Source organism: Rhodocytophaga rosea (assembly GCF_010119975.1).
GTDB lineage: Bacteria > Bacteroidota > Bacteroidia > Cytophagales > 172606-1 > Rhodocytophaga > Rhodocytophaga rosea.
Map to the genome: position 1 here is coordinate 899,610 of NZ_CP048222.1, position 23,809 is coordinate 923,418.

A 23,809-nucleotide genomic window follows, 5' to 3' on the forward strand; every position below is an offset into this window, starting at 1 on the left:
TATAAATCAGCACAAACATCAGTTATTATTTACAGCCAGTGTAGGTATAATTTTCTGTGCGGCTGCCAGTTTGGGAAGGTATACCAGGAGTTAAATCTTTGTGTTCGGTTACGGCCTGGCTTACAAAATCTTCACCATTCAGTTGTATAGTATTAGAGATAGAGGTAAGTTGTGCTATACCACTTCCTGGATAATCGGCGTAATAATTAAACGTTTTCCAGACACCCACTTTTCCCATGATGGGCTGTAATTCAGGGAATCCTTTAAAAGCTGGCAAAGAAGTAAAGAAAGGCTTTCCTTCGTTCCAGGTTTGTGTATAATAAGAATTGAGCTTGTTTCCATTAAAAAACTGATACTTGGTTAATCGTTGCTGATTATCGTATTCAAAGAGAGTATAACTTTCCGGATAAGTAGCTTTGGTGACGAGGCCATTCTGAATGGTATACGGATGTGTTTCCGCAGCTCCTCTTTTTTCTATATAATCTGTAAGTTGCTTATCGGTATATATCCAAGTACGTTGCCAGCCGCTGGGATACCCAGGTACTTCTTTCACCACATTTGGGTCGTAGGTATAGGTATTCACAGCCGTTTGTTTCACCACATTTCCGGCTGCATCATATTCAAAGGTGCCAGTAACATTAGTTGCTAGTCCGTAAAAAGAAACACTATTTGCCAAATACCCTGTAAGTTTACCCTGGGTATAGGTAAAAGTAGTATTTAAGGACCTATGATCGGTTTTGGTGTTTCCAGTTCCGATCATTGTTTGCCTGACCGTCTGGGAGTTAGCGGCTGTTAAAAAACCTTCTGCATTATAGGTATAGGTAGCCACAGTAGAGCTATTTCCATTATCCAAGCCACTGCTTCCGCCACTAATAGTCCATGAGGAATCTGCTTTAATAAGTTTACCCTCGTTGTCATAAGTAAAAATAGCTTGTTCATTTTGCACGTGTTGTGAACCAGGCTGCTGAATAACAGCGGTGTACTTTTGAATCCGGCAGCCGGTGGCAGGTGTAGGTTTACCAGAATCGGTTTCACAACTGGAGAGTAGTAAGCTACAGATGAGGGATATCCATAGTAGCTGAAGGGAAACTTGTGTCGTTTTCATAATTTATTGTGATTGAGAATGGTTGGTTGAATGTTGACTTCTCTATCCCTGACGAAGCAACTGGTGGAAACGCTGGTGGGTTCTGAAAATATTTTATTATATATGAAACAGAATATGACTTTTTATTCAGACCATTCAAAAGACATATATGCAACTAACCCAATCGCTCAGCATTGATGACTTCTTTATAGTTGAGGGAACGCTACCGTTTATAATTCAATCTACCGGGCTGGGAATTTATGATTTTGATTTTCGTAATTTTTTTAATGTACAATCTGCGTTTTACTCACCTAATCAACCTACTATAGCCAGAATAGGCGCGATAGAAAAGTACCATCAAATTTATCATGAATTACTTGCTGAAGAAATCACTTTAATACATTCACCTGATGAGCATGAACGCTGTTCGTTACTTCCAGTCTGGTATCCCCTGATCGCTGATTTAACGCCCTATAGTATGGTATATACAAATCTTCCAAGTGCTAAAACAGTAGAGGAAGACTTTGAATGGCCCATTTTTGTAAAAGGCGAAAGGCAGACCCATAAACATAAAAAGAGCTTAAGTATAATAGAAAACGCAGAGCAGTTTGAGCATTTACTTATTCACTGGCAGTATGATCCCATGCTTCATTGGCAAAAAATGGTTTGCCGTCAATATATATCCTTACAAGTTGTAGAAAATTCAGTTGCTGATCGTATCCCTAGCAGCTTTGAATTCAGATTGTTTTACTGGAAACAGCAACTAGTCAGTATTGGCCGCTATTGGTATACTTCTTATTATGATTTATCTGATAAAGATAGAGAACAAGCATTAAAATTAGCGGATGAAGTATCTAAACGTATTTTGGTTTGTTTCTTAGTAATAGATGTGGCTAAAACTGTTGAAGGCAATTGGATAGTGATTGAAGTAAATGATGGGCAAGAGAGCGGATTTGCAGGAAATAACGCTTTTTTATTATGGCAGAATATTATTAAGGTTGAGCATAGGTTGCAATCAATTTGAGTCCTCATTTCCAGCAACCGGGTGGGATTTTCTGTCAGTTGGGTATATAGTTGGTTGAAGGCCGATGAATTTGCTGTATATTTACTTACTATGCTGGATGGAAAATGGAGAAACTGAATGACAAATGGCTGCGTTTGGTAGGCGTACCTCTGGTAGCAATTTTAGGTAATTTTATTTTTTATCTTCCCGAAAATAATGGAAATAATATCAGTGTCTGGAAGGGATTATTTTTCAGCCTGATCGAGTGTGTGTCCTTCTGGGAAGTAAGCCGCCTGGGAATTATACTGGCCCGAAAAAGGTATCCGCAGCTCACTCAAACAAAATACCGGATTCTGTACATTTTTTCCTGGTATGTATTGAGCACAATAATTATGCGCATAGGAATAACCTATCTGTATGATGTAACTTTATTCTGGGGCTATCCTATATCGGCACGCTCCTACTGGATCAATCTGCTGGTGCCTTTTTTATTTACCGTACCTATTGCTGCCATTTATGAAGGCAAATATTTGTATAAACAATGGTGGGCTACCTATTATGAAGCGGAACAGCTCAAAAAAGAAAACCTGCAAAGCCAGCTGGATTCACTTAAATCGCAGATCAATCCTCATTTTTTGTTCAATAGCTTAAGTACGCTTTCTTCTCTGGTGAGTGAAGACCCCAAACGGGCAGAACGATTCATAGAAGAATTATCTTCTGTCTACCGCTATGTACTCCATACCAATGAGAGTTCGCTGACAACACTTGAAAACGAACTCCATTTTATTGAAGCCTATGTACATTTGCTGCAAACCAGGTTTGGAAAAGGAATTGATGTACACATAGAGGTAGATGAAGCCTATTATTCCTTCCAGTTGCCTCCGCTTACCTTACAACTGCTGGTTGAAAATACCGTGAAACATAACGCAGTTACGCCATCGAAACCCCTGCTGATCCGGATTTTTACCGATGAAGTGAATAACCTGCATGTACTCAATACCCTGCGCAAAAAAACCAATCTGGTGCCTTCCAGCCAGACCGGACTTAAGAATATAGCCCGGAAATTCCAGTTACTCAAACAGCCGGATATTCTGGTAAAACAGACCGGTGATTGTTTTCAGGTAACTATTCCGCTTATTCCCTCCAGTGTTCAGCCAAGCCCTGCATCCTATGAAAATACTGCTTATTGAAGACGAAGAACTCACTGCCCGGAAAATGCAGCGGATGATTGCCGATGTTCAACCTGATGCCCAGCTGCTGGCAACTATCGGCAGCGTAGAAGAATCTGTAGAATGGATGCAAACCCACTCCAGCCCGGATCTGGTCCTGATGGATATAGAGCTTTCTGATGGACAAAGTTTTGAGATATTCAACCAGGTAACAGTAAATTGCCCGGTGATTTTTACGACGGCGTATGATGAATATGCTATCAAAGCCTTCCGGGTGAATAGTATCGACTATCTGCTGAAACCAATTAAAGAAGAAGATCTCCGCAGAGCGCTCAACAAATTACAGCAACTGAAACAAATCCTTTCTACGCAGCCCGACTTTTTGCAAAGTTCCTTAGCGAACCTTATTACCCAATTATCGGCACCCTTGCCGCAAACTACTCAGATTACCACCTACAGAGACCGGTTTATGATCAAACAAGGGCAGCGCTTGTTTGCCATCGAAACAGACGAAATTGCTTATTTCTTCACCAGGAATAAAATTTCCTTTATCAAAAGCCATGACAACCGCGAATACATGGTGGATTATCCCCTCGACGAACTTGATAAAATGGTGAATCCCAAGCGTTTTTTCCGGCTCAACCGCCAGATCATTGCTGAACTACGGTCCATAGAAAAAGTGCATCTGTATTTCAATAATAAACTCAAAATTCAGCTACGTCCGGCATTCGAAGAAGAAGTACTGGTGAGCCGCATTAAAGCCGGAGATTTCAAAGTATGGCTGGGAGAATAGGTTGCATGGCTGGATAGTTTGATTGTTGAATGGTTGAAATAAAAGTATATATTCCTTGCTCAATTGCTGCCTTTATGAGGCTCTCTCCCTTTGGGTCTGCAAATTCAAAAAATCTGTTTGCAGGTAATTCTAAAAACAATACCTTTAAAGTCCAGATTAACCTTACTTATCTTAATATGACGAAAAAGATTAAAGTGGGCGTTGCTGGGCTTGGATTTATTGGTCCGGCCCACATTGAAGCCCTCCGCCGCCTTCCTGATGTAGAAGTAGTCGCCATTAATGATTTTAGCGACGATTATGCCAGAGCCAAAGCCCAGAGCCTGGGAATTGGAAAATCTTACGGAGATTTTAATGCCATGTTAACCGATCCGGAGATTGAATGTGTACACATTTGTACACCTAATTTTTTACACTACCCCATGGCAAAAAGTGCTTTACAAGCCGGAAAACATGTGGTTTGCGAAAAACCTTTGTCCAACACAGCTGCTGAAGCAAAAGAACTGGTGGAACTTGCCGAAAAATCCGGTTTGGTGAATGCCTTGCATTTCAACATCCGCTATTATCCTTTGGTACGTCAAATGAAGGTAATGCGCGAAAAAGGCGAATTAGGCCGTGTACATTCCATTATTGGAACCTACCTGCAAGACTGGCTTTTCTACGAAACAGATTATAACTGGCGGTTAGAACCAGACAAATCCGGAGAATCCCGTGCCATTGCCGATATTGGCTCTCACCTGATGGATTTGATCGAATATATTTCCGGTTTGCATATCACGGCGGTAATGGCTGATTTTGCTACCATTCACCCTAACCGTAAAAAACCGACCAAACCTATAGAAACCTATTCCGGTAAACTATTGCAGCCTGAGGATTATCAGGAAGTTCCCATCAATACGGAAGATTATGCTACCGTGATGCTTAAATTCGATGATGGCAGCAGAGGGGTAGTAACCGTAAGCCAGGTATCTGCCGGACGTAAAAACCGGATCAATCTGGAAATTTCAGGCTCTAAAGAAACCCTCAGCTGGTGCTCCGAATCACCGAATAACCTGTGGATCGGGAAACGGGATACTGCCAACGAACTGCTGATGCGTGATCCGGCGCTGGTTCACCGCGAAAGCGCCGGTTTAATCTCTTTCCCTGGCGGACACAACGAAGGTTTCCCGGATACTTCCAAACAATTATTTAAGGAAGTGTATCAGGCCGTACGGGCAGGAAAACAACCGGCCAATCCTACATATCCTACATTTGCCGATGGTTTGAGAGAACTAGTGCTGTGTGAAAAAATCATAGAAAGCCATCGCAAACAAGCCTGGGTTCAGGTATAAGTCAGTGATCAGTGGTCAATTGATCTATGTAATGCTATAACTGATATAAGTTATAAAATGCAAAATGCCACACTCCTGTGGCATTTTGCATTAAGTATATGATTGATTAACTACTAACTATTATTTACTTGCAGGCAAAACAGCAGCTTTACTGCCAATCAATTGTAAGGTATATTCCATCACTTTGTCACGCTTTTTTATAATATCCTCTATCGCAGGCGTAACTATATAATCCGGAACAATGCCTTGTCCATGCTGTATTTCTGCCGGAACATTGGCCATTTGAAAACCAAACATAGGAATACCCAGATCAATTTTTGAATTTGGGAGTTGAACAATGGTAAACAGTCCACTACTATTAGTCCGGTAGCCTCCGGCAGTTTCCTGTCCGATAAAAGTTGCCCGTTTATCTGCATGCACTCTGGCTGAGAACTCAGTAGTTACCGAAAAACTGTTTCCATTCACCAGTATAAGCAGATCGCCCTTATACGCATTCCGCTTGGATGTAGTAGTTTTCAGCGCTTTGGGATAATTAAACACATAGCCATTTGCTGTTTTTTTCACGAGCAGTTTTCGCAAGAGTTTATCATAAATACCAGGCCGCCAGGCAGCAAAAGATATTTTCTCTTTACGGGCTACTTTAATATGATCGTAATAATGGAAAGACTGCTTGGCCAGATATTCATACAATTCTATTCCATACTTTTCTTCCCCTCCTTCATTATTGCGTATATCGAGCACAAGATGCTGAATTTGTTTTTCTTCTATTTGCCGGAAAGTCTCCTTCAGAAATTTCGAATAGTCTGGCTCATTTTTACCAGACCAGAATCGCTCAATCGTCAGAATGGCTGTGTTAGAGGAGGGATAGGTAAGGCGGAAGGGCGGTTGAGAGGCTGGTTTGTTTTTTTCTGTATATGTTTTTACCATTTCTTCTGTTACGGCCGGAAGGGTAATTGTCTTTTGCACTATTCCATCCTGAAAAATTACTTCATACGTTGGTGAAGCAGTTATATAAGTTGCATAATAGCCGGAGAAAAAATGGTTCAATTCTTCGTATTTTCCCTGCATGGTAAAGCCATCCGCAAAAGTGATATTGGGCAATAGTTGCTCGATAATATCAGACACTGGCTTTCCATCAATAGATAAAACCTCTGCACCTAAAGGAACTTCTGTACTGCCATAATTTCCGCTAATCCAGGCTTTCTTTCCTGTAAAATAGAGTTGCAGTGGAAATAACTGATCGGTAAAAAAAGGGTAATGCTGGTCTTTCCCGGAAACGATCCATTTCATATGCCCATCATGCAAAGCAGCAATCAGGGGTGTCATACTAGTATAAAAACCCTGTTGCGACATAGGCTGGTTAAGCCTGGCTCTGGTGGCTGTAAATAAGGAATCAAACGTTGATTTAGAAGTGTACAAATAAGGTTGCGGATGCACTTCATGCAGGGCTTTGCGGAATAGATCAAAGTCGGCTTGTAATTGTTCGGGGGTGAGTGTCTGGCTCTTTGTTTGTAGCATCAATCCAACAAGGAGGACAATGCTAAGAAATACTTTTTTCATGTGGGATTGTTGTTCTTATATACCCGAAGTTGCATCCTGGAAATTATTCTTCAAATTATCACTTTACCGGAATGCATCAAAACTACACTCAACTGTCGAATATACGTCCCGGATTAATTCATGCATTTTGTAAAAAATAAGAAGAGGCTGCCTGTACCCAAGCAACCTCTTTTATATTTGATACGCTAAACAGTAAACTTAGAAGCTTTCTTCAGTTTTTTCTTTAGCCTTCTCTATATTATATAAGGCAATATCATCTACTACTAATGTGTCAGCTATACTATCATGCAGCCCTACAGGTAAATGAGAGCCGATTAAAGACAAAGGTTCGAAAGGAATCAAACGGGCAAAAGATCTACCCAGGATATTTTTCAAGGTAGGCTTTCCTCCATCCTTCCTGACTACTTTGGTATTCGTTATCATTTTCCCAATCGTTTTACCGAACTTGTATTCAAAAAAAGTATAATAAGCTACAAGCATAATAGAGGGTAGTAAATAATTTAATAATAATGAATCAGAAAGCGTAGTAGTATCGGATGCATCTGTAGAAATAAGAGCAGAAATTTCCCAAACTATACCAATCCCTATAAATATTACATAAAAAAATACTAAATCTAGGTCGTGTTGACATATAGGTGAGAAGTGAAGAACTTAGCTATAAAAAACGATGCGAAGATATGAGTTGCGAGAAGATCAATGGCTGAAGATTGCCCCTTTGCTACCCGGCAAAGCAACTGATCCGGGACGAAGTGGAGAAGACAACCGCCAATTTGTGCAGGCTGTGCTGTGGATAGCCCGTAGCGGAGCTCCTTGGCGAGACTTGCCGGAACGATATGGCAAGTGGAATACAGTATTTCAACGCTTTAACCGGTGGAGTAAAAAAGGAATCTGGCAACAAGTATTTGGGGCCTTACAAGAGCCTGACTTGGATTGGATACTACTTGATAGCACCATTATACGTGCTCATCAGCATGCAGCCGGTCAAAAAAAAGTATAGACAAACTGATGAAGCCTTAGGCCGAAGCCGAGGTGGCTACAGCAGTAAAATACATGTCACAGTAGATGCCTTGGGAAATCCCAGGCGCGTAATGCTCTCAGCCGGACAAGTCCATGATTTGCAAATGGCTGCCTGTTTACTCGAAGGTGAGTGCACAGGAGCTGTAGTAGCCGATAAAGCCTATGATAGTGATGTGTTGATTGCTTTTATTGAACAGGCAGGAGCTCAGGTAGTGATTCCACCAAAAGCTAACCGGCTAGAGAAACGAGCATATGATGAGAATTTGTATGCCGATAGAAATAAAGTAGAGCGGTTTTTTAATCGCCTGAAACATTATCGCAGGCTAGCTACCCGCTATGAGAAAACAGCCCGCAACTTTCTTTCCTTCTGGCAACTTGCTTGCGCTGTGATGCTAACACTATAATGATTGTCAACACAACCTAGTATATAATTGAAGAACCGCTTACGTCTTCGGGTTGGCTTAATGATCTCACTGATAAGTTCACTTTTGTTAATTAATCCTTCAGATAAAGTTGTTTGCATAATTTTATAATTTTTGAGACTGAATGAGAATTTTAAGATGTATGTAACCCAACGCTATCTTTTTGTGTCAAGTAATAAGGTAAGAAATTGATTAATACCACACAATATTGATTTTTATACTATATCTGTCTGAATTTATACATTCTAATAGTATATCGTTACTTCCAGGTAAAGTAAAATAATAATTATAGAACATTTGTTCTAATTACAAATATTAGTACATTTGTTCTAATTATTAATCACTATGAAAAATATAGCCATAATCGGGGGTGGCATAGGAGGATTGTGCACCGCCATTGCATTACAGAAACAAGGACATGATGTGAAAGTATTTGAAAGCGCACCTCACCTAAAGCCATTAGGTGCTGGACTAGGATTAGCAGCTAATGCTATCAAAGCCCTCTTGGACATCGGTATTGGGCAAGATATTCTAAAAGCGGGAAATGTACTTTCTTCGTTTGAAATCCTTAATCAGCAGGGAAAACTTATCACCAAAACGGACAGCCTTAAAGTAAGCAAACAATTCGGAACAGATAATTTTACTATTCACCGGGCCGACTTACATACTATTTTACTGCAACATCTGGCACCTCACACACTAGAACTTGGGAAAAGCTGTACAACTGTTGTCCAAAACTCCAAGGAAGTTGAGATCAGGTTTAAAGATGGCTCTACTTCCTATGCAGATTGCCTGATTGCCATGGATGGGATTCATTCACAAATCCGCCAGCAACTATTACCTCAAAGCAAACCACGTTATGCCGGCTATACCTGCTGGCGGGCGGTTATTGATACACAGCCAGAACATTTTAATCCGGCAAAAGCCACCGAAACCTGGGGAACCAAAGGAAGATTTGGAATTGTGCCTTTATCCGGAAAACGTATCTACTGGTTTGCCTGCCTGAATGCTGCCCAGGCAGATAAACACCTGGCTGCTTTTTCGGTGAATGATCTCATACAAAATTTCAAGGATTATCATGCGCCAGTCCCACAGATATTAGCACTCACCCACGACAGCCAGCTCATTCATAATGATATTATTGATATTAAACCTATTAAACAATTTGCCTTTGGTAAGATAGTATTAGCCGGCGATGCAGCGCATGCTACCACTCCCAATATGGGACAAGGTGCCTGCCAGGCCATAGAAGATGCAATTGTACTCGCTAATTGTATCAAAAACAGTAGCACTGTAGAAGAGGCTTTCCAGGTATTTGAACACAAACGGGTGAACCGCACCACCAAAATTGTAAATACTTCCTGGCAGGTTGGAAAAATGGCTCAGGTAGAAAATCCATTACTGGCCGCTATCCGGGATATGCTGCTTCGTATAGTACCTCCCAGTGTGAATGATAAACAACTCCAGTTTCTCTACAATGTAGATTTTACTTAGAAATAAATTCAAACAGAGGGTTGATATAACAAACAATACAACTTATTCTTTCAGTAAATCTTCTAACGCAGGTCTGAGTTCAGGAAACTCAAATCTATATCCGGTGGTGAGTAGTTTCTGGTTGGCTACTTTATTTCCTCCCAGAACAGCAGATGCCATCTCGCCCAGTGCCAGTTTGAGTGCAAAAGCTGGCACATGAGGAAGCACCAAAGGCTTATCCAACACTTCTGCTATTTGATGTGTAAGTTCTTCATTGGTTACTGGTTGCGGAGCCACTGCATTGTAAATACCTTGCATTTGTCCGTTTTCCAGGGCATGAATAAAAATCCTACAAATATCGTCAATGTGAATCCAGGAGAAATATTGTTTGCCAGTTCCCAAAGGAGCACCTGCACCTACTTTTATGGTCTGCGTGATTTTAGCGAGTGCTCCTCCTTTTTCACTCAGCACGATTCCTATCCGTAAATTCACTACCCTGATGCCCAGACTCGCTATCTGCTGTACAGAACTTTCCCAGGCTTGCACCACCTCGGCCAGAAAATCATCCCCAGGCTGGGTATTTTCATCTACCCATTGACTGCCGGTATCAAAACCATAATACCCTATGGCAGAAGCAGAAATAACTGATTTAACCTGGTGTTTGGTTGTTTTCAAGGCATTGAATAGTAAAGCAGCTGAGTTAGTACGGCTTTCCATAATTTCCTGTTTACGGCTTTTCGTCCATCGTTTATCGGCCACTCCTGCTCCGGCCAGGTGAATAATATAATCTGTCTGCTCAATGGCTTTGGTATCAATAGTTCCTTCTTCTACATTCCATTGATATGTTTTTATATGCGGAATAGGTTCGATATTCCGGCTCAGGTAAGAAACCTGATACCCTTTCTGCAATAGCAATGTGGTGAGATGAGATCCTAGCAGGCCGGTTCCTCCGGTAATGAGCACGTTTTTGGACATAAGAAAGCTGTTATCTATATAAGTACTACTTGCCAGTCAAAATTGTTTTGAATGGGAAACATTTACCTAGTTAAATAAATAAAAAAGCCGGAAATAACTCCGGCTTTTTTTAGGTTTTAAGGTGTTTGTTATAAAAATATGTTAATACTCTGCGTTTTGTGGATCGAAGTTAGTCCAGCCTTCTGTCCAGTCACTGGTATTGAAGGCGCCTTTAAAAGCAGCGGTTTCAAATCCGGCTGGTAATGTAACACCTGCTGATAACAGCGGAGAACCAGACTGAGGCAGGAACTTTGGAGCCGTCAGGTTGTTATAATCGGCATCCAGTTTTAAATCACCAGCAGCCAGTTCAGTATTATTGGCTCTTGTAACATCCTTCAAACGGGCAAGTACCGGATCAGCATTAGGAAGTACTGGTGTAGTAAACCCAGATAAAATCATACCTGCATAATCGGAAGTTCCGACTGTAAAGTTATCTTGCGTAGCAGAACCTTCTAACTCCAGGCCTGCTTTAGGATGACCACCAGTAAACACACTATTGTAAATAGAGATGGCAGAATTTCTACGGATACGGGCAGCTGAACGGTATTTAGAATTCAAGGTGCCAGGCCCTACAAACAAGCTGATGTTAGCAAACTTAGCCGTTGTTTGGGGAGCAGCAGTTGTACCCAGGCCATCATTGTCAGATTCAAAACCATTGGAATCAGAGCAAGTACACTGGTCAGCTACAGCCGGATCTCTCAAGATAACACCATATTGTACATTTCCACTGTAACCTAAATCTGTATCAAAATCATCGTCGAGTGTACGGAAAGAGACCAAGTGTTTGGCATTTACTGCTCCACCAAACCATTCGAAGGCATCATCGCCACTGTAAGAAGATTGTACAAAATCGATGGTAGTACCAGAACCTACACCACCCAGGGTTAATGCATTAATTTCTTTGTCTGTTTCGTAGGCAATACCTGCAAATTCGATTCGTACATATTTCAATACACCGGAATTGTCGGCATTATTTGTACCACCAAATGTAGAAGTACCTTCACCTTCTAATACGGACGGTGATTTATTTACAATAGCATTTCCCAAGATGATCAACCCACCCCAGTCGCCAGCTGCCCGGCTTCCTTTAGGCTGATTGGAAGTGAAAACAATAGGCTTTTGCTGGGTGCCTTCTGCTACGATACGGGAGCCTGGTTTAATAATTAACGAACCTTTAGAATCTTTATCCCCTTTGATAATCGTACCAGGCTGGATAGTTAAGGTTGCACCTTTATCAACATAAACAAAACCCTTTAACAGATATTTTTTACCTTCTTCCCAGGTAGTGGCTTCTATAATACTGCCTGACACTTCAACTACTTCCCTGTTGGCCGGGTCAGTAATATCTGGTTCTCCTCCATCGTCGTCTTTGTTACAAGACCATAGAATTAAGCCCAAAAATAGCATTGATAATAATTTACTTACGTTTTTCATGTTACTCAGTTTGGTTTTTGAATTTTGGATTAGGTTCATAATTAAAAATTAAAATCTATAATTGATACCCAGCGTACTGTATGAACCTCTTCTATACTTCTGATAAGATTCATCCACACCTGTAATATCGCTGTCGAGGTTAGAATCCTGGATCAGCCGGAAGGGCTGATTCAAAAGATCCTGTATTCCAGCCCGTATTTCCAGGCGGTCACCAATGCTCTTGGTTATATTCAGATCAATTACATTGCGGGGCATTTCATAAATAGTAGGAGTCAGGTTATCGCCTACCTGGAAAATACGGCGGCCTATTACATTATACAGCAGGTTTACCTGGAAGCCATTGTCCTGGTCATTGTAATATAATCCGGCGTTCACTAAATATGGCGACTGGCCCTGTAACTGGCGTTTGTTATCCTGGCCAACAAACTGAGAACCTAATTCCACTTCGCTCTTAATTAAGGAGGCATTCATCAATAAGGTTATATTTTGGATAAAGGGTATGCCGGACAAATTGCGGAATGATTTTCTAACTTCAAGTTCGGCACCTATACTGGTAGCCTGATCAGCATTACCATAGGTGAAAGAAGTACCACTTCCTGCATAACGGACTACCGTTTCGATGGGATTATTGAACCGTTTATAAAAGGCACCTATGGAGACAATCTCTCCGTCTGTTGGGTACCACTCAAAACGGGCATCAAAATTATGAATAGAAGGTGTTTTTAGATTAGGATTTCCCGTACGGCTTACATCATAAACAAAGTCATAATAGGAAAATGGAGCTAATTCCCGGAATTCCGGACGATTTAAGGTTAAACCATAAGCCAGGCGAACCAGCGCAAAATTCGAAAAATTATAGGCCAGGTTGACTGAAGGTAATGGCCTTACAATTGGATTATCTACATCTACAGCAGCTCCTGAACCCCTTAATCGGCTTTGTAATTGCTGGTGGTTATATTCTACCCGAAAGCCTGCTGATAAATTAAGTTTCCTGCTAAAAGGCAGATAAGCCCCCACATAGCCGGCAGTCAGTAAGTTTTGTGCATCATAGCTATCGTCAAAGTTGGTTCCTTCTGCCAGGTATAAACCATCAGAATTAGCTGAAATATTGTCTTTTGCGAAGAATTCTTCTGGAGACAAATTAGGTTTTTCTGTATTTTTTGGATTTACATACCCAAACCAGCGGGCTGAAAAATCTCGGGTTTTGCGTTCAACATATACACCGGCTCTGAATTTAGATTGAAGCTCTTCTTCATCGCCATGTCCGAATAAACTCAACTTTTTTTCTATACTTCCACTGCCAGTCATTACATACTCATTGAGCTCAGAATAAAAACGGGCTGCCTGTACCAGTGATGGATTTGCTGTCTGTGGAACATCTATCCGGAATCCCATTTCTTCCTGCCCTCTGGGACGGCTGGAAGAAAAACGTCTGAAATCAGGTTCATCCCGGCGGGTATACGCAAAACCGCCAGTCCATTTAATAGTAGTATTATCTGTAGGATTATGTGTGCCGTTGATCTGGCCGGAATACAAACTTTTACTTTCATACCGGAAAGCATAATTATTTATATCCAGGCTATTTTCTGAATTGGCACCTGTTCTCAAAATTGTTTCTTTCGTACTTATCTGGTTGAAGAGATTCCGGAATTCGATTTTATTGGTAGGGCTAATCAAAAAGCCAAAATTACTCATTACACCCAGTCGTACATTTTCGGAATACGATTTATCATTATATATCTGGGAAGTATCGCTTCTTTGCTGATTTGCATCAAAAGCCAGATATCTGTATTGGTTGATATCAGCAAACTGGCGTGTATTGGAATAATTGACGGAGGAAATATTGGTAACTTCCATATTGCCCAGGCTAAATCTGCGGGTTAAGCCCATATTTGCCCGCAGATCAGGCATGGCACTGGAATTTTTGATATTGAAATACTGCGGAAAGGCACGAAACAGGGCGATGTTTGATTCAGTAGGACCCTGATTTACCGCACTTCTTCTGGGGAAATTATCGGGTAATGCCCTAGTGCCATCATCAAAACCCAGCCAGTCGAGTTTTCCACCTTTGTAAGAGGTTACATCTTTAAATGTAGTGCCATCGCGGTAAGAAGTAGATAAACCAAACGTAAAACTATTGCCATCCGGAATGGTTTTAGTATAGATTTTAATCACACCACCAGCAAATTCTCCAGGAAGATCAGCAGCGGCAGACTTAAAAATGAGTAAGCGGTCTATGGCAGAGCTTGGAATAATATCGAAAGAGAAAGATTTTACATCTACTTCTGTACTGGGTGTAAGCACATCGTTGAGCATTACTGCATTGTAGCGTTCACTCAAGCCACGCACCAATACAAAACGGTCATCAGTAATAGATATTCCTGGCACCCGCCTGATCACCTGAGAAGCATCTCTGTCGAGGGAGCGGGAAATCTGCTGGGCTGAAATACCTACGGCAACCTGTTCCGCTCTTTTTATTTCTGTAATTACGGCTACTTCTGTGTTTGTTTGTCTGGCTCCTACTACCACCACCTCCTGCAACTGATCTACATCCTCTTCAATGGCTGTGTTGATCAAAGTTGTTTTATCAGGTTCTATCCTTACGTTCTCTATCTTCTTGGTTTTGTAAGAAATATAACTTACAAGTACCGTGTGCGTTCCTGCCGCTACTTTCTGAATGATAAAATTACCTTCTACATCTGTAGAAGCACCTGTTGTCGTACCCTCAATCACCACGTTAGCACCAATAATGGCCTCCTGTGTAGCGGCATCTTTAATAGTACCTTTAATAGTACCGGTTTGAGCAAAAAGTGAGAGGGAGAAAAGTGAAAGGATTGAAAAAATTAATGTAGATCGCTGTAACATGTGTCAGTTTTGGTGCAAAATTAGATTTGCACTATTAGCTGATCATTAAACCTATGTTAAATAAAGGTTACTAACTACATGATGCTATTAACATTGAGATAAAATTAAACAGGGTTTAATGCGCTCAATATCTTTTTTCAGCAAAAAAATGAATGTTATGGATTTGTTAAGCGTAGATAAATACAAAATAAAATATGGGTATCATATCTTTTGTTGGATATAGATTTCCGTTTAGCGACCTATTGCCACCTTTTTCAGAATTACATCCACGATCTGGGAGGAGGTGATACCATCAGCTTCGGCTTCATAATTAAGAATGAGGCGGTGGTTGAGTACATCATGTGCTACCTCTTTAATATCTTCCGGCAATACATAATCCCGTTCATTAAAATAAGCGGTAGCTTTGGCAGCCAGGTTCAGATTGATACTGGCTCTGGGCGAAACGCCAAATTGTATATAAGCCGCTTCTTCCCGTAAGCCGTAATCCAGGGGCATACGAGTGGCAAAAACGAGTTCAATAATATACTTTTCAAGTGTTTCGGAAATGCTTACCCGGTTGATTTCGTCGCGAATAGCAAAAATATCCGCCTTATCCAGCACTATATTTACTTCGCTGTTAAAGCTCATATTCGACATCCGGCGCATTACTTCCAGTTCAGAAGTTTTGTCTAAATAGCTTACAAACACTTTCATCATAAAACGATCGACCTGGGCTTCCGGCAAAGGGTATGTTCCTTCCTGTTCCACCGGATTCTGGGTAGCGAGCACCAGAAATGGTTTATCCAGGTAATAGGTAGTATCACCTATGGTAACCTGCTTCTCCTGCATGGCTTCCAGTAAAGCGGATTGTACTTTGGCAGGTGAACGGTTTACCTCATCCGCTAATACCAGGTTTGTAAAAATCGGACCTTTTTTGACTTCAAAGTTTCCCAGTTTCTGGTTATAGATCATTGTTCCCACCAGGTCTGCAGGCAATAAATCGGGTGTGAATTGTATGCGCTGAAAGTCCAGGTGTAATACCTTAGCTAAGGTATTTACAGTAAGTGTTTTGGCAAGACCAGGTACGCCCTCCAGTAATATATGCCCGTTGGTAAATAAGCCGATCAGCAAACGGTTCAGCATATACTCCTGCCCTACTACTATTTTACCTACTTCAGCAAATACCTGTCTTATTTTTTGCTGGTGAATTTTAATCCGTTCAATTTCAGTTGGTTCGGGCATGTGCAAATACTACAGGCTTTTAGAGACTATCAATTAATTAGCTTGTCTTTTTATTAAAAGTATATTCTGATACGGAATTTGTAAAGGAATGATAAACAAACCTATTTATTAACAGGTAATTGCTTTACAATAGTTTGTACGATTTCTTCAGGTGTGGGCGCTACATCTACTACTAGCACATCTTCCTTAGGTTCCTCGAGGGTTTTAAACTGGCTCATCAGCAAACCTGGGTTCATAAAATGGCCTTTGCGGATTTTTAACCGTTGCTCAATCAGGCTATAGTCGCCTTTTAGGTAAATGAATCGCACATCACCCCCAGTTTGCAGAAATTTACGGTAAGAATCTCTAAGTGCAGAGCAGGCAAGAACTGCATTTTCCTGTGTGGCTTTACATCTTTTTATTAACTCTCGTAAGGAATCCAGCCAGGGAATCCGGTCGGCATCCGTAAGCGGAATACCCTGCCTCATTTTCTCCACATTGGCAGCCGGATGAAAATTATCCGCATCATAAAAATTCCAGCCCATTGTTTCTGCCAGCAACGAGCCTATAGTGGTCTTACCTGAACCTGACACTCCAAACACAACGAATACCATACTTTTAGTGATTTGATCGAAACACTTACATTTTAAGTCAAGCCTTTAAGTTTAGCAAAACTTTGTGTTTAAACAAATAGAGGATGAAAAATTAACAAGATTCTAAATATTAAGCCATATCTTGAGAGGGTGCCTGTAAAAATACAAAGCGCAACTAATTATAGTTGCGCTTTGTAATAATCTTTTGAAAACTATATCTATTTTATTGATTATAAATCTTTGTTGCATCCCTATACCCGGGCAGATCCAGATACCAGTCGGCAAAAGTAGTACCATTACTGATAGCCCATGGGGTAAATTTGAGGTGCGTTTGCGTAATGGCAGCCATTTCAACGGGGTACTTAAATTTGCCTACAGGCAGGTGCAAGGCGAAAGGCATTCCTTCAGCCGTTTTATAATAGATACCTTCTGCTACTAGGCTGGCATCGTCTTTTGTTCCAAAAAGAGAAAGATCTGCTTTAGATGTAGGTAAATAACCTGGCAAATGTACCTCATATCCTCTCTTCTGATCGCCAATTAAGAAAGGGTTAAATGGCGCAGAGCCTAACTCCTGCATAGTAAGAGCAGTATTAAATTTAATACTTATAGTTACAATACCACAAGTTACCTTAGGTAAATGAGCATATGTATTTATCATTGCATCCTGGCCAGAAGGCACAAAATCAAAAGCATTTTCAAATACGAGGATAGTAGCTTTATCCTGGCCATTTTCCAGAAGCGTTTTGTCATGGCTACTGGTAATACTTGCAATCTGGGAAGAGGTAAGTTTAGGAATCTGAAAGCCAAATCCATTTTTATACCTGGCTCCCATTGCAATCAGGTCAAACGTAGATTTTAATTCAACTACTTTGTTCTGGCTATTGGTAATAATATTGTGCTTGTAATTGACAACCAGGTCATTCATATCAAAATCACCTTTGCTTGGCCACAAATCTTCAAAAGCCAGAGTACCTTCACTCACGTTGTCATAGGCTTGCTTTTCATCGCACGGATAAGCATCATTTTCATCCGGCACCCCATCCTTATCACAATCTTCTTCTTCTTCCGTAGGTGGTATTTCCTCATCATCTACTGCATCCGGCACCAATGAAGTAATATAGAACATCACATCATTAAAATCATCATCTGATCCTGGAAGACTGCGTTTTTTGTCTTCAAAAGCCAGAATATATTTGTCCTTATAGTTGAGAAGTACGCTTTGCTGCTTTTGGGCAGGTGTACCAGCATTTAAAGCAGGATTGGAAAATAAAATATCAGCCGTTTCAGAGATACTTGTTCCATTCCATCCATTCACTACAATAAAAAAGCCTACACCAGTTCCGGCAGGGATCTTTCCCGGCAGTTTCACTTTATTACCGGAAGCTAATCCTCCACCACTTCCAGTGAAAGACGCATTCGGGAATACAATCGTTTTAGTATCAATATCAGCCGCTGATTGGGGAGGAGTAGCCAGTGGATATGTATAATACCCGAATGCATTTTTATACGAGCCTCCTTCATTAACAAAGGTAATAATCAATTCAGTCTCCTTTACCAAAGACACATCTGTAGATAATCCTGATGCAAGGTAAGCCGGATTTACTTTTTGCCTTTCCGGTAAACTGGTATTGATGGCAGTAAGAAAATCGGCATCTATAACATCATTAGGCATCGAAAGATAAGCAGGTACGCCTTGTTTATTATAAGCACCCATAAATGTATAGGGGCCGACAGTGGTACGGGCATTTGCTGTTGCCAAACGTTCGCCACTATTAAGTAGGACTGGTGTGAAAATATAGCTTATTCTCTGGTTACTTACCGGAACAATAATTTTATCCGGAACACCCAGGTAGTTGCCTAGAATCGTTACTTCTGTTATATAGGAAGGAATCGCTTTAAAAGCAGATAGCTTACCGGTATTATCGGTTCCACCTTTCATCAGCAGTATCCCTCCCTCTTCCGGGTCTTTGTCAAAAATCTGTATGTTGGTCATACGGATGGGCTTTCCCTGGGCATCCTTTGCTGAAATGGCAACGTCTACTTCATTGGTAGTAGAAAAATTAAAATGTTTGTCTATTAATGGAGTTTCCGTTTGAATAGGGCCAACTTTAGTGGAAACTTTTTCACAGGCAAACAAAAAAACAAATAAGACCGGACTCAGAATAAGCCAGCCGAATTTGTTTAGTATGTTCGAAGCTCTGTTTGGGAGATACATGTATATGTATATTTAGTTTTTATGTAATTCAATGGCACTCATGTACATTTATACCTTTATTGGTACAGAGGTAACTTATTTAAAATAAATGCTTGATCACAGATTCAATTTTCAAATAACACGATACATGAATGAATGAACTATATACTTCTCCTTTAGCCGATATCTAACTATTGTATACATTACTGTCTTAGTTTCGATATGTTTCAATGCTATAACTGATATCTTTCACCTATAAGTTCATGAGAGATCGTGCATGCTACTAAGCTGACTGTGTGTAAGATTTGTGTGTTAAATATACTTTTTAATGCATTCATTTCCATCATTTTCCGGATGAATATCTTTATACATTTTTCATCTTACAATTCACACTTTTTCAATTATCAGTTTTTGCACTATTAGCAATATAATACCTCGATTAGTTTAGACCACTTTTCTTGTTTTCTTAGTTGAATTAAGCTGCCATTTTATAAAGATTAATGGGCTTGTTTCGGTCAATTCCCTGGTGTGGCCTTTGATTGTATTTCTCCATCCAGCCACTGATGCCCTGGTAGAGGGAGATGCCATCAGTGGCCGGGTTCAGGTAAATATGCTGGTATTTAATGGTCCGCCAAAACCTTTCTATAAATATATTATCCAGTGCCCTGCCTTTGCCATCCATACTGATACGGATAGATTCACTTTTTAAATATTCTACATACTCTTTACAGGTAAACTGGCTACCCTGGTCGCTGTTGACAATCCCGGGCTTACCATGCTCAGCTACCGCTGCTTTCAACACCTGCAAGCTAGCCTCAGCATCCAATGTATTAGACAAGCCCCAGCCCACAATATAGCGGCTATACACATCTATCACAGCCGTCAAATACATAAACCCTTTAGCCATCGCAACATAGGTAATATCTATAGCCCATACCTGGTTTGCCCGCTCTACTTTTAAGTTCCTGAGCAAATAAGGATAGATATACTTTTTGTCCCCTAACTGCGTCAGTTGCTTTCGGGGGTAGATAGGCCGGATGTTAGCCAGCCGCATCAATCTTCTTATCCGCTCGTAACCTGCTTTATAACCCTTTTCCTCCAGCATCGACTGCATTGTCAGCACTCCGGCCGTTGGTTCTTCTAATATATGGGCATCCATGAGCTGCATCATTCCTAAATTATCTGCATTCTCTTGTTTAGGCTCATAATAGAAAGAGGCCCGGCTGATAGAAAGTAAACGGCATTGCTGGCGAAGGCTAAGCTTTGCTTGAGGACTAACCAGTGATTTACGCTCCATTACAGTCCGGTCTTCTTCAAGCTTTTTTTTAAAAAGTCGCGTTCCATCTCCAGTTGCCCAATCTTAGCATAAAGCGCATCTAAGTTTACCTGCTCTTCTTTTTCTTTCCCTTCTGTGGAAGAGAATACCAGCTCCGAATTAGTTAAAAATTCCTGCTTCCACAGCGATATCTGGTTGGCGTGTACCTCAAAGCGGGCCGACAAAGCCGCTAATGTTTCCCGCTCTTTAAGCGCTTCCAATGCCACTTTCGCCTTGAAAGCAGCTGTAAATTTTCTCCTCGTTTTTTTCATCTTTTCCACGTTTAATTTGTATTGCTTTTCACTTTAACGCGTGGTCTGATTTTACCGAGGTATTATACAATGACTACTAAACCACTCAGGGATAAAAACTAAAATTGCCACCCTATACCGGATGGCAATTTGAATGAGTATACGAGTTGTAATATTATGAAATGATAAGTTTCTGGCCTGGCTTCACTTCTTGTCCGATCAACCGGTTATGTTTAATAATTTTTTCCACAGCAACCCCTCCATGTAATTTAGAAATCTTTGCCAGCGTATCACCAGGCCGTACAAAATAGACTTTAATCCTAGAAACTAACGCAGGCTTCATGGCTGCCAGTTGCTCATTTGCAGTTTTCCACTGATTGATAGCCAGAACGCTTTTTGAAGCCCAGATTACCAGAACAGTGCCTGATTTAACAGTATTGCCTCTTAGCCGGTTCCATCTCCGGATATTTTCTATGCTTACTTCATACTTACCTGCAATGGTATTCAACTCATCACTGGATTTAACTTTATAATGTATCTTTGTTCGCCCAACTATTGATTTTAATGTCATCACTTTCAGAATATCTATCCGGTAAAGATTAAATGTATCCTTTTTCTGAGCCGGTATTTGTAGCACATAGTTCTTCATGTACCCAGGTACTATATTCTTTTTAACCTGCGGATTTAACTGTCGAAGATCATCCAGAGAAACATTGATCATTCTGGCAAGTAATTCCATATTCAGATATTGATTCACAACGATAGTGTCTGAAGGAATAATTCTGGCGATAGCAGAAGTATTAATATTATAAACTGCCGCATGTTTCATTACATAATTAACAGCAATAAACTTTGGTACATATGCCCTTGTTTCGGCTGGCAGGTGGCGATAAATCTGCCAGAAACCAGTTTTGTTGCCAGACCTGCGAATCGCTCTGCGTACATTTCCCGGTCCACAATTATAAGCGGCTAGGGCCAGGTGCCAGTCTCCAAACATCCGGTGTAAGTCTTTCAGATAAATACAGGCCGCTTCAGTTGCTTTGCTAGGATTCATCCGTTCGTCAATATAGGCATCCTGATGCAGTTTGAAATACCTGCCGGTAGAAGGCATAAATTGCCACAAACCAGCCGCCTTTGCCCGTGAAATGGCTCTTGGGTTCAAGGCAGATTCAATAATAGATAAGTATTTTAATTCATCTGGCAGGCCATGTTTCTGGAGCAACGATTCATACAAAGGAAAATATAATTGTTTACGCTCTGCCATCTGAGAAATAAACTGACGTTCTTTCGTCAGAAAACGCTGAACGAATTTTTTGCTCATTTCATTGTATGTCATGGGAATAGCCTCTTCCATACAATCAAACTGGTCAGCCACCAATGTTTCTGGCAGGTTAGTCACAATTTGCGATGGTGCAAACAAAGGCACTTTTGCAACAATTACATTTGTTTGCGCAGCCTGTATATGTTTACCTGAATCAGCAGAGGCAAAAATCTGTTGGGGTTGTATGGCATACACTGTATCGCGCTGAGCAAATAAAGAGAAGCCGTTTAACAATAGCATACTCAAGCTAACACCTACAGCATACTTACTACACTTTAATTGTACCGTCATAGTCTGGAAAGATTTTAGTGATACTCATTCCTTTCTTACATCATATTTTTAACCTTTTAGTATAAGTCCTATGTAAGAAGTATGTACGATATGTATATTTTCTGTTATGAAGTCGTAACCGGTCACAACTATTTGTAGATGGAAATGTGGCTCGAAGAAAATTCTAAGAATGAGATAAAAAGTAGAAATAGCTTAAGCAATAAAGCATTGACTTTCAATTAATTAATATAATTACTTAAAACGGTAGTATGAGGTGTTCAGAAAGGCTGAAAAAAAATATCTGAGACGGAATGTTGGTAATCATTGATTTTTATTGAAAACAGACTCAGTCTACTTTTATACAACTTTGTAAATGACATATTACATATTGGAATAGTACAACCAATGATTATAATATGTATTCAAGTGTCCTGTACTAAACATAGAATATCAAGAATGAATTGGCAAAGATTAGTTTATAAACTCTTAACTATACTTCTTCTCACACACAAAAGCGGTAAACTTGATAGCCCACCGCTTCTTATAAAAGTTAATGATAGGAACAGATTAAAATTTATCGGCAAGATGATTGGTCCTGATTCTGGTGAAATAATTCTTTGAAGTGACTATCTTGTTCATATCTTGCATCATACGATCTATTTCCTTTTCACTAGTGCTGTCATATAAGCCTTTTACTGCACCCTTTTGATCTATGAGAATAAATGCGCCACTATGAATTACACTTCTATCGGCAAGCGAACTTTGAGAGGCTGTGATCAGATAATGATTTTGAGCCAGATCATAAATTTTTTCCCGATCTCCGGTAACTAAATGCCATTTGCTATTTGAAATATTCAGCCGCTGCGCATACTCTCTTAATACTGGTACCGAATCGTGTACAGGATCAAGGGTATGAGAGAGAAACAATACTTCTGGATTGTCTTTGAATGCATTGTATACTCGTAGCAATTGAGTTTTCATACGTGGACAAATAGTGGGGCAGGATGTAAAAAAGAATTCTGCTACATATACTTTATTAGAGAATGTTTCATTACTCACCCATAAACTATCCTGGTTTAAAAACTTAAATGGAGGAATAGCGCCATATCCTGTCTGGATAACCGGCGACCTCGATAATTGTCCTGCTGCGAGTTGATCTTCACTTACAAGTGGCAGGGGTTATTCTCCTGGCAACCACTTAGTTTTATGGCAAGTATCAGGAGGAGTAGCATGGTATTGAGCGCAAATAGTTTCATAAACGTAAAATTGTCAGTGTTTTAAATGCTTTTAAAACTGGTTATAAAAAGATAGGATCGATGCGTACACTTTTATAGTGGATAACCATCCCAAAAAGTTACTGTACTCTGGTTGAGGTTGGGAAGTAAAACTGAAGTTAAGCATAAACAGGAGTACAAAACAGATACTTCCCGTTATATCAGCTTCTACATATACGCTGCTTTTGATTGGTATCATATTGATTTATTAGGTATTAATAGATAATTT

At 40.4% G+C, this 23,809-nt stretch carries 19 protein-coding genes; 6 read left to right on the forward strand and 13 right to left on the reverse strand.

The annotated features are described in order from the left end of the window. Positions 1-25: 25 nt before the first annotated feature. Entirely contained in the window at positions 26-1,105 is a 1,080-nt protein-coding gene (locus tag GXP67_RS03890) for a hypothetical protein (RefSeq protein WP_162441944.1), read from the reverse strand. 148 nt (positions 1,106-1,253) lie between these two features. Between GXP67_RS03890 and GXP67_RS03895 the strand changes: the two genes are divergently transcribed. The 4 genes from GXP67_RS03895 (at position 1,254) to GXP67_RS03910 (ending at position 5,377) form a co-directional block, all read left to right on the forward strand. Then, positions 1,254-2,108, forward strand: a complete 855-nt coding sequence (locus tag GXP67_RS03895) for an ATP-grasp domain-containing protein (RefSeq protein WP_162441945.1) — start codon at positions 1,254-1,256, stop codon at positions 2,106-2,108. Between the two features lie 104 nt (positions 2,109-2,212). Then, on the forward strand, positions 2,213-3,277 hold the full coding sequence (locus GXP67_RS03900; protein WP_162441946.1) for a sensor histidine kinase: 1,065 nt from the start codon (positions 2,213-2,215) through the stop codon (positions 3,275-3,277). Next, a complete protein-coding gene (locus GXP67_RS03905) occupies positions 3,258-4,049 on the forward strand; it encodes a LytR/AlgR family response regulator transcription factor (protein ID WP_162441947.1) in 792 nt (263 codons plus the stop codon). The genes GXP67_RS03900 and GXP67_RS03905 overlap by 20 nt, the downstream gene beginning before the upstream one ends. Positions 4,050-4,225: 176 nt before the next feature. Beyond that, positions 4,226-5,377: a Gfo/Idh/MocA family protein gene (locus GXP67_RS03910; RefSeq protein WP_162441948.1), complete on the forward strand. Its 1,152-nt coding sequence runs from the start codon at positions 4,226-4,228 to the stop codon at positions 5,375-5,377. 120 nt (positions 5,378-5,497) lie between these two features. Here the strand turns inward: GXP67_RS03910 and GXP67_RS03915 are convergent, their stop codons facing one another. Further along, a complete protein-coding gene (locus tag GXP67_RS03915) occupies positions 5,498-6,937 on the reverse strand; it encodes a S41 family peptidase (protein WP_162441949.1) in 1,440 nt (479 codons plus the stop codon). A gap of 198 nt (positions 6,938-7,135) precedes the next feature. After that, complete coding sequence (locus tag GXP67_RS03920) at positions 7,136-7,570, reverse strand: RDD family protein (protein ID WP_162447791.1); 435 nt, start codon at positions 7,568-7,570, stop codon at positions 7,136-7,138. 34 nt (positions 7,571-7,604) lie between these two features. Between GXP67_RS03920 and GXP67_RS03925 the strand changes: the two genes are divergently transcribed. Beyond that, a protein-coding gene (locus tag GXP67_RS03925; RefSeq protein WP_394351948.1) for an IS5 family transposase occupies positions 7,605-8,358 on the forward strand; the annotation gives its coding sequence in 2 pieces (ribosomal slippage) (positions 7,605-7,918 and positions 7,917-8,358; 756 coding nt in all). A 363-nt stretch (positions 8,359-8,721) separates the two neighbouring features. Then, positions 8,722-9,870: an FAD-dependent monooxygenase gene (locus GXP67_RS03930; RefSeq protein WP_162441951.1), complete on the forward strand. Its 1,149-nt coding sequence runs from the start codon at positions 8,722-8,724 to the stop codon at positions 9,868-9,870. 42 nt (positions 9,871-9,912) lie between these two features. On the opposite strand, the gene GXP67_RS03935 is transcribed toward GXP67_RS03930, so the two are convergent. From GXP67_RS03935 to GXP67_RS03980, 10 genes are all read right to left on the reverse strand, one after another. Then, positions 9,913-10,824 (reverse strand): TIGR01777 family oxidoreductase, encoded by a 912-nt coding sequence (locus tag GXP67_RS03935; RefSeq protein WP_162441952.1) that lies wholly within the window; start codon positions 10,822-10,824, stop codon positions 9,913-9,915. 141 nt (positions 10,825-10,965) lie between these two features. Further along, the gene (locus GXP67_RS03940) at positions 10,966-12,297 is read right to left on the reverse strand and encodes a beta-helix domain-containing protein (RefSeq protein WP_162441953.1); all 1,332 of its coding nucleotides are present in this window, start codon (positions 12,295-12,297) and stop codon (positions 10,966-10,968) included. Positions 12,298-12,345: 48 nt separating this feature from the next. After that, entirely contained in the window at positions 12,346-15,162 is a 2,817-nt protein-coding gene (locus GXP67_RS03945; RefSeq protein WP_162441954.1) for a TonB-dependent receptor, read from the reverse strand. A 231-nt stretch (positions 15,163-15,393) separates the two neighbouring features. Then, entirely contained in the window at positions 15,394-16,383 is a 990-nt protein-coding gene (locus tag GXP67_RS03950; protein ID WP_162441955.1) for an AAA family ATPase, read from the reverse strand. A gap of 101 nt (positions 16,384-16,484) precedes the next feature. Beyond that, complete coding sequence (locus GXP67_RS03955) at positions 16,485-16,976, reverse strand: gluconokinase (RefSeq protein ID WP_162441956.1); 492 nt, start codon at positions 16,974-16,976, stop codon at positions 16,485-16,487. Positions 16,977-17,178: 202 nt separating this feature from the next. Beyond that, a complete protein-coding gene (locus tag GXP67_RS03960; RefSeq protein WP_162441957.1) occupies positions 17,179-19,170 on the reverse strand; it encodes an LruC domain-containing protein in 1,992 nt (663 codons plus the stop codon). Between the two features lie 454 nt (positions 19,171-19,624). After that, entirely contained in the window at positions 19,625-20,446 is an 822-nt protein-coding gene (locus tag GXP67_RS03965) for an IS3 family transposase (protein WP_162441441.1), read from the reverse strand. Next, on the reverse strand, positions 20,446-20,736 hold the full coding sequence (locus tag GXP67_RS03970; protein ID WP_162441440.1) for a transposase: 291 nt from the start codon (positions 20,734-20,736) through the stop codon (positions 20,446-20,448). The genes GXP67_RS03965 and GXP67_RS03970 overlap by 1 nt, the downstream gene beginning before the upstream one ends. Before the next feature lie 154 nt (positions 20,737-20,890). Continuing rightward, complete coding sequence (locus GXP67_RS03975) at positions 20,891-22,327, reverse strand: lytic transglycosylase domain-containing protein (RefSeq protein ID WP_162441958.1); 1,437 nt, start codon at positions 22,325-22,327, stop codon at positions 20,891-20,893. Positions 22,328-22,873: 546 nt separating this feature from the next. Further along, on the reverse strand, positions 22,874-23,365 hold the full coding sequence (locus GXP67_RS03980; protein WP_162441959.1) for an SCO family protein: 492 nt from the start codon (positions 23,363-23,365) through the stop codon (positions 22,874-22,876). Positions 23,366-23,809 lie beyond the last annotated feature (444 nt).

Excerpts from the sequence above, each read along its gene's own strand:
- GXP67_RS03890 (WP_162441944.1), bottom strand. The coding sequence starts at position 1,105 with ATGAAAACGACACAAGTTTCCCTTCAGCTACTATGGATATCCCTCATC.
- GXP67_RS03895 (WP_162441945.1), top strand. The coding sequence starts at position 1,254 with ATGCAACTAACCCAATCGCTCAGCATTGATGACTTCTTTATAGTTGAG.
- GXP67_RS03900 (WP_162441946.1), top strand. The coding sequence starts at position 2,213 with ATGGAGAAACTGAATGACAAATGGCTGCGTTTGGTAGGCGTACCTCTG.
- GXP67_RS03905 (WP_162441947.1), top strand. The coding sequence starts at position 3,258 with ATGAAAATACTGCTTATTGAAGACGAAGAACTCACTGCCCGGAAAATG.
- GXP67_RS03910 (WP_162441948.1), top strand. The coding sequence starts at position 4,226 with ATGACGAAAAAGATTAAAGTGGGCGTTGCTGGGCTTGGATTTATTGGT.
- GXP67_RS03915 (WP_162441949.1), bottom strand. The coding sequence starts at position 6,937 with ATGAAAAAAGTATTTCTTAGCATTGTCCTCCTTGTTGGATTGATGCTA.
- GXP67_RS03930 (WP_162441951.1), top strand. The coding sequence starts at position 8,722 with ATGAAAAATATAGCCATAATCGGGGGTGGCATAGGAGGATTGTGCACC.
- GXP67_RS03935 (WP_162441952.1), bottom strand. The coding sequence starts at position 10,824 with ATGTCCAAAAACGTGCTCATTACCGGAGGAACCGGCCTGCTAGGATCT.
- GXP67_RS03940 (WP_162441953.1), bottom strand. The coding sequence starts at position 12,297 with ATGAAAAACGTAAGTAAATTATTATCAATGCTATTTTTGGGCTTAATT.
- GXP67_RS03945 (WP_162441954.1), bottom strand. The coding sequence starts at position 15,162 with ATGTTACAGCGATCTACATTAATTTTTTCAATCCTTTCACTTTTCTCC.
- GXP67_RS03950 (WP_162441955.1), bottom strand. The coding sequence starts at position 16,383 with ATGCCCGAACCAACTGAAATTGAACGGATTAAAATTCACCAGCAAAAA.
- GXP67_RS03955 (WP_162441956.1), bottom strand. The coding sequence starts at position 16,976 with ATGGTATTCGTTGTGTTTGGAGTGTCAGGTTCAGGTAAGACCACTATA.
- GXP67_RS03960 (WP_162441957.1), bottom strand. The coding sequence starts at position 19,170 with ATGTATCTCCCAAACAGAGCTTCGAACATACTAAACAAATTCGGCTGG.
- GXP67_RS03965 (WP_162441441.1), bottom strand. The coding sequence starts at position 20,446 with ATGGAGCGTAAATCACTGGTTAGTCCTCAAGCAAAGCTTAGCCTTCGC.
- GXP67_RS03970 (WP_162441440.1), bottom strand. The coding sequence starts at position 20,736 with ATGAAAAAAACGAGGAGAAAATTTACAGCTGCTTTCAAGGCGAAAGTG.
- GXP67_RS03975 (WP_162441958.1), bottom strand. The coding sequence starts at position 22,327 with ATGACGGTACAATTAAAGTGTAGTAAGTATGCTGTAGGTGTTAGCTTG.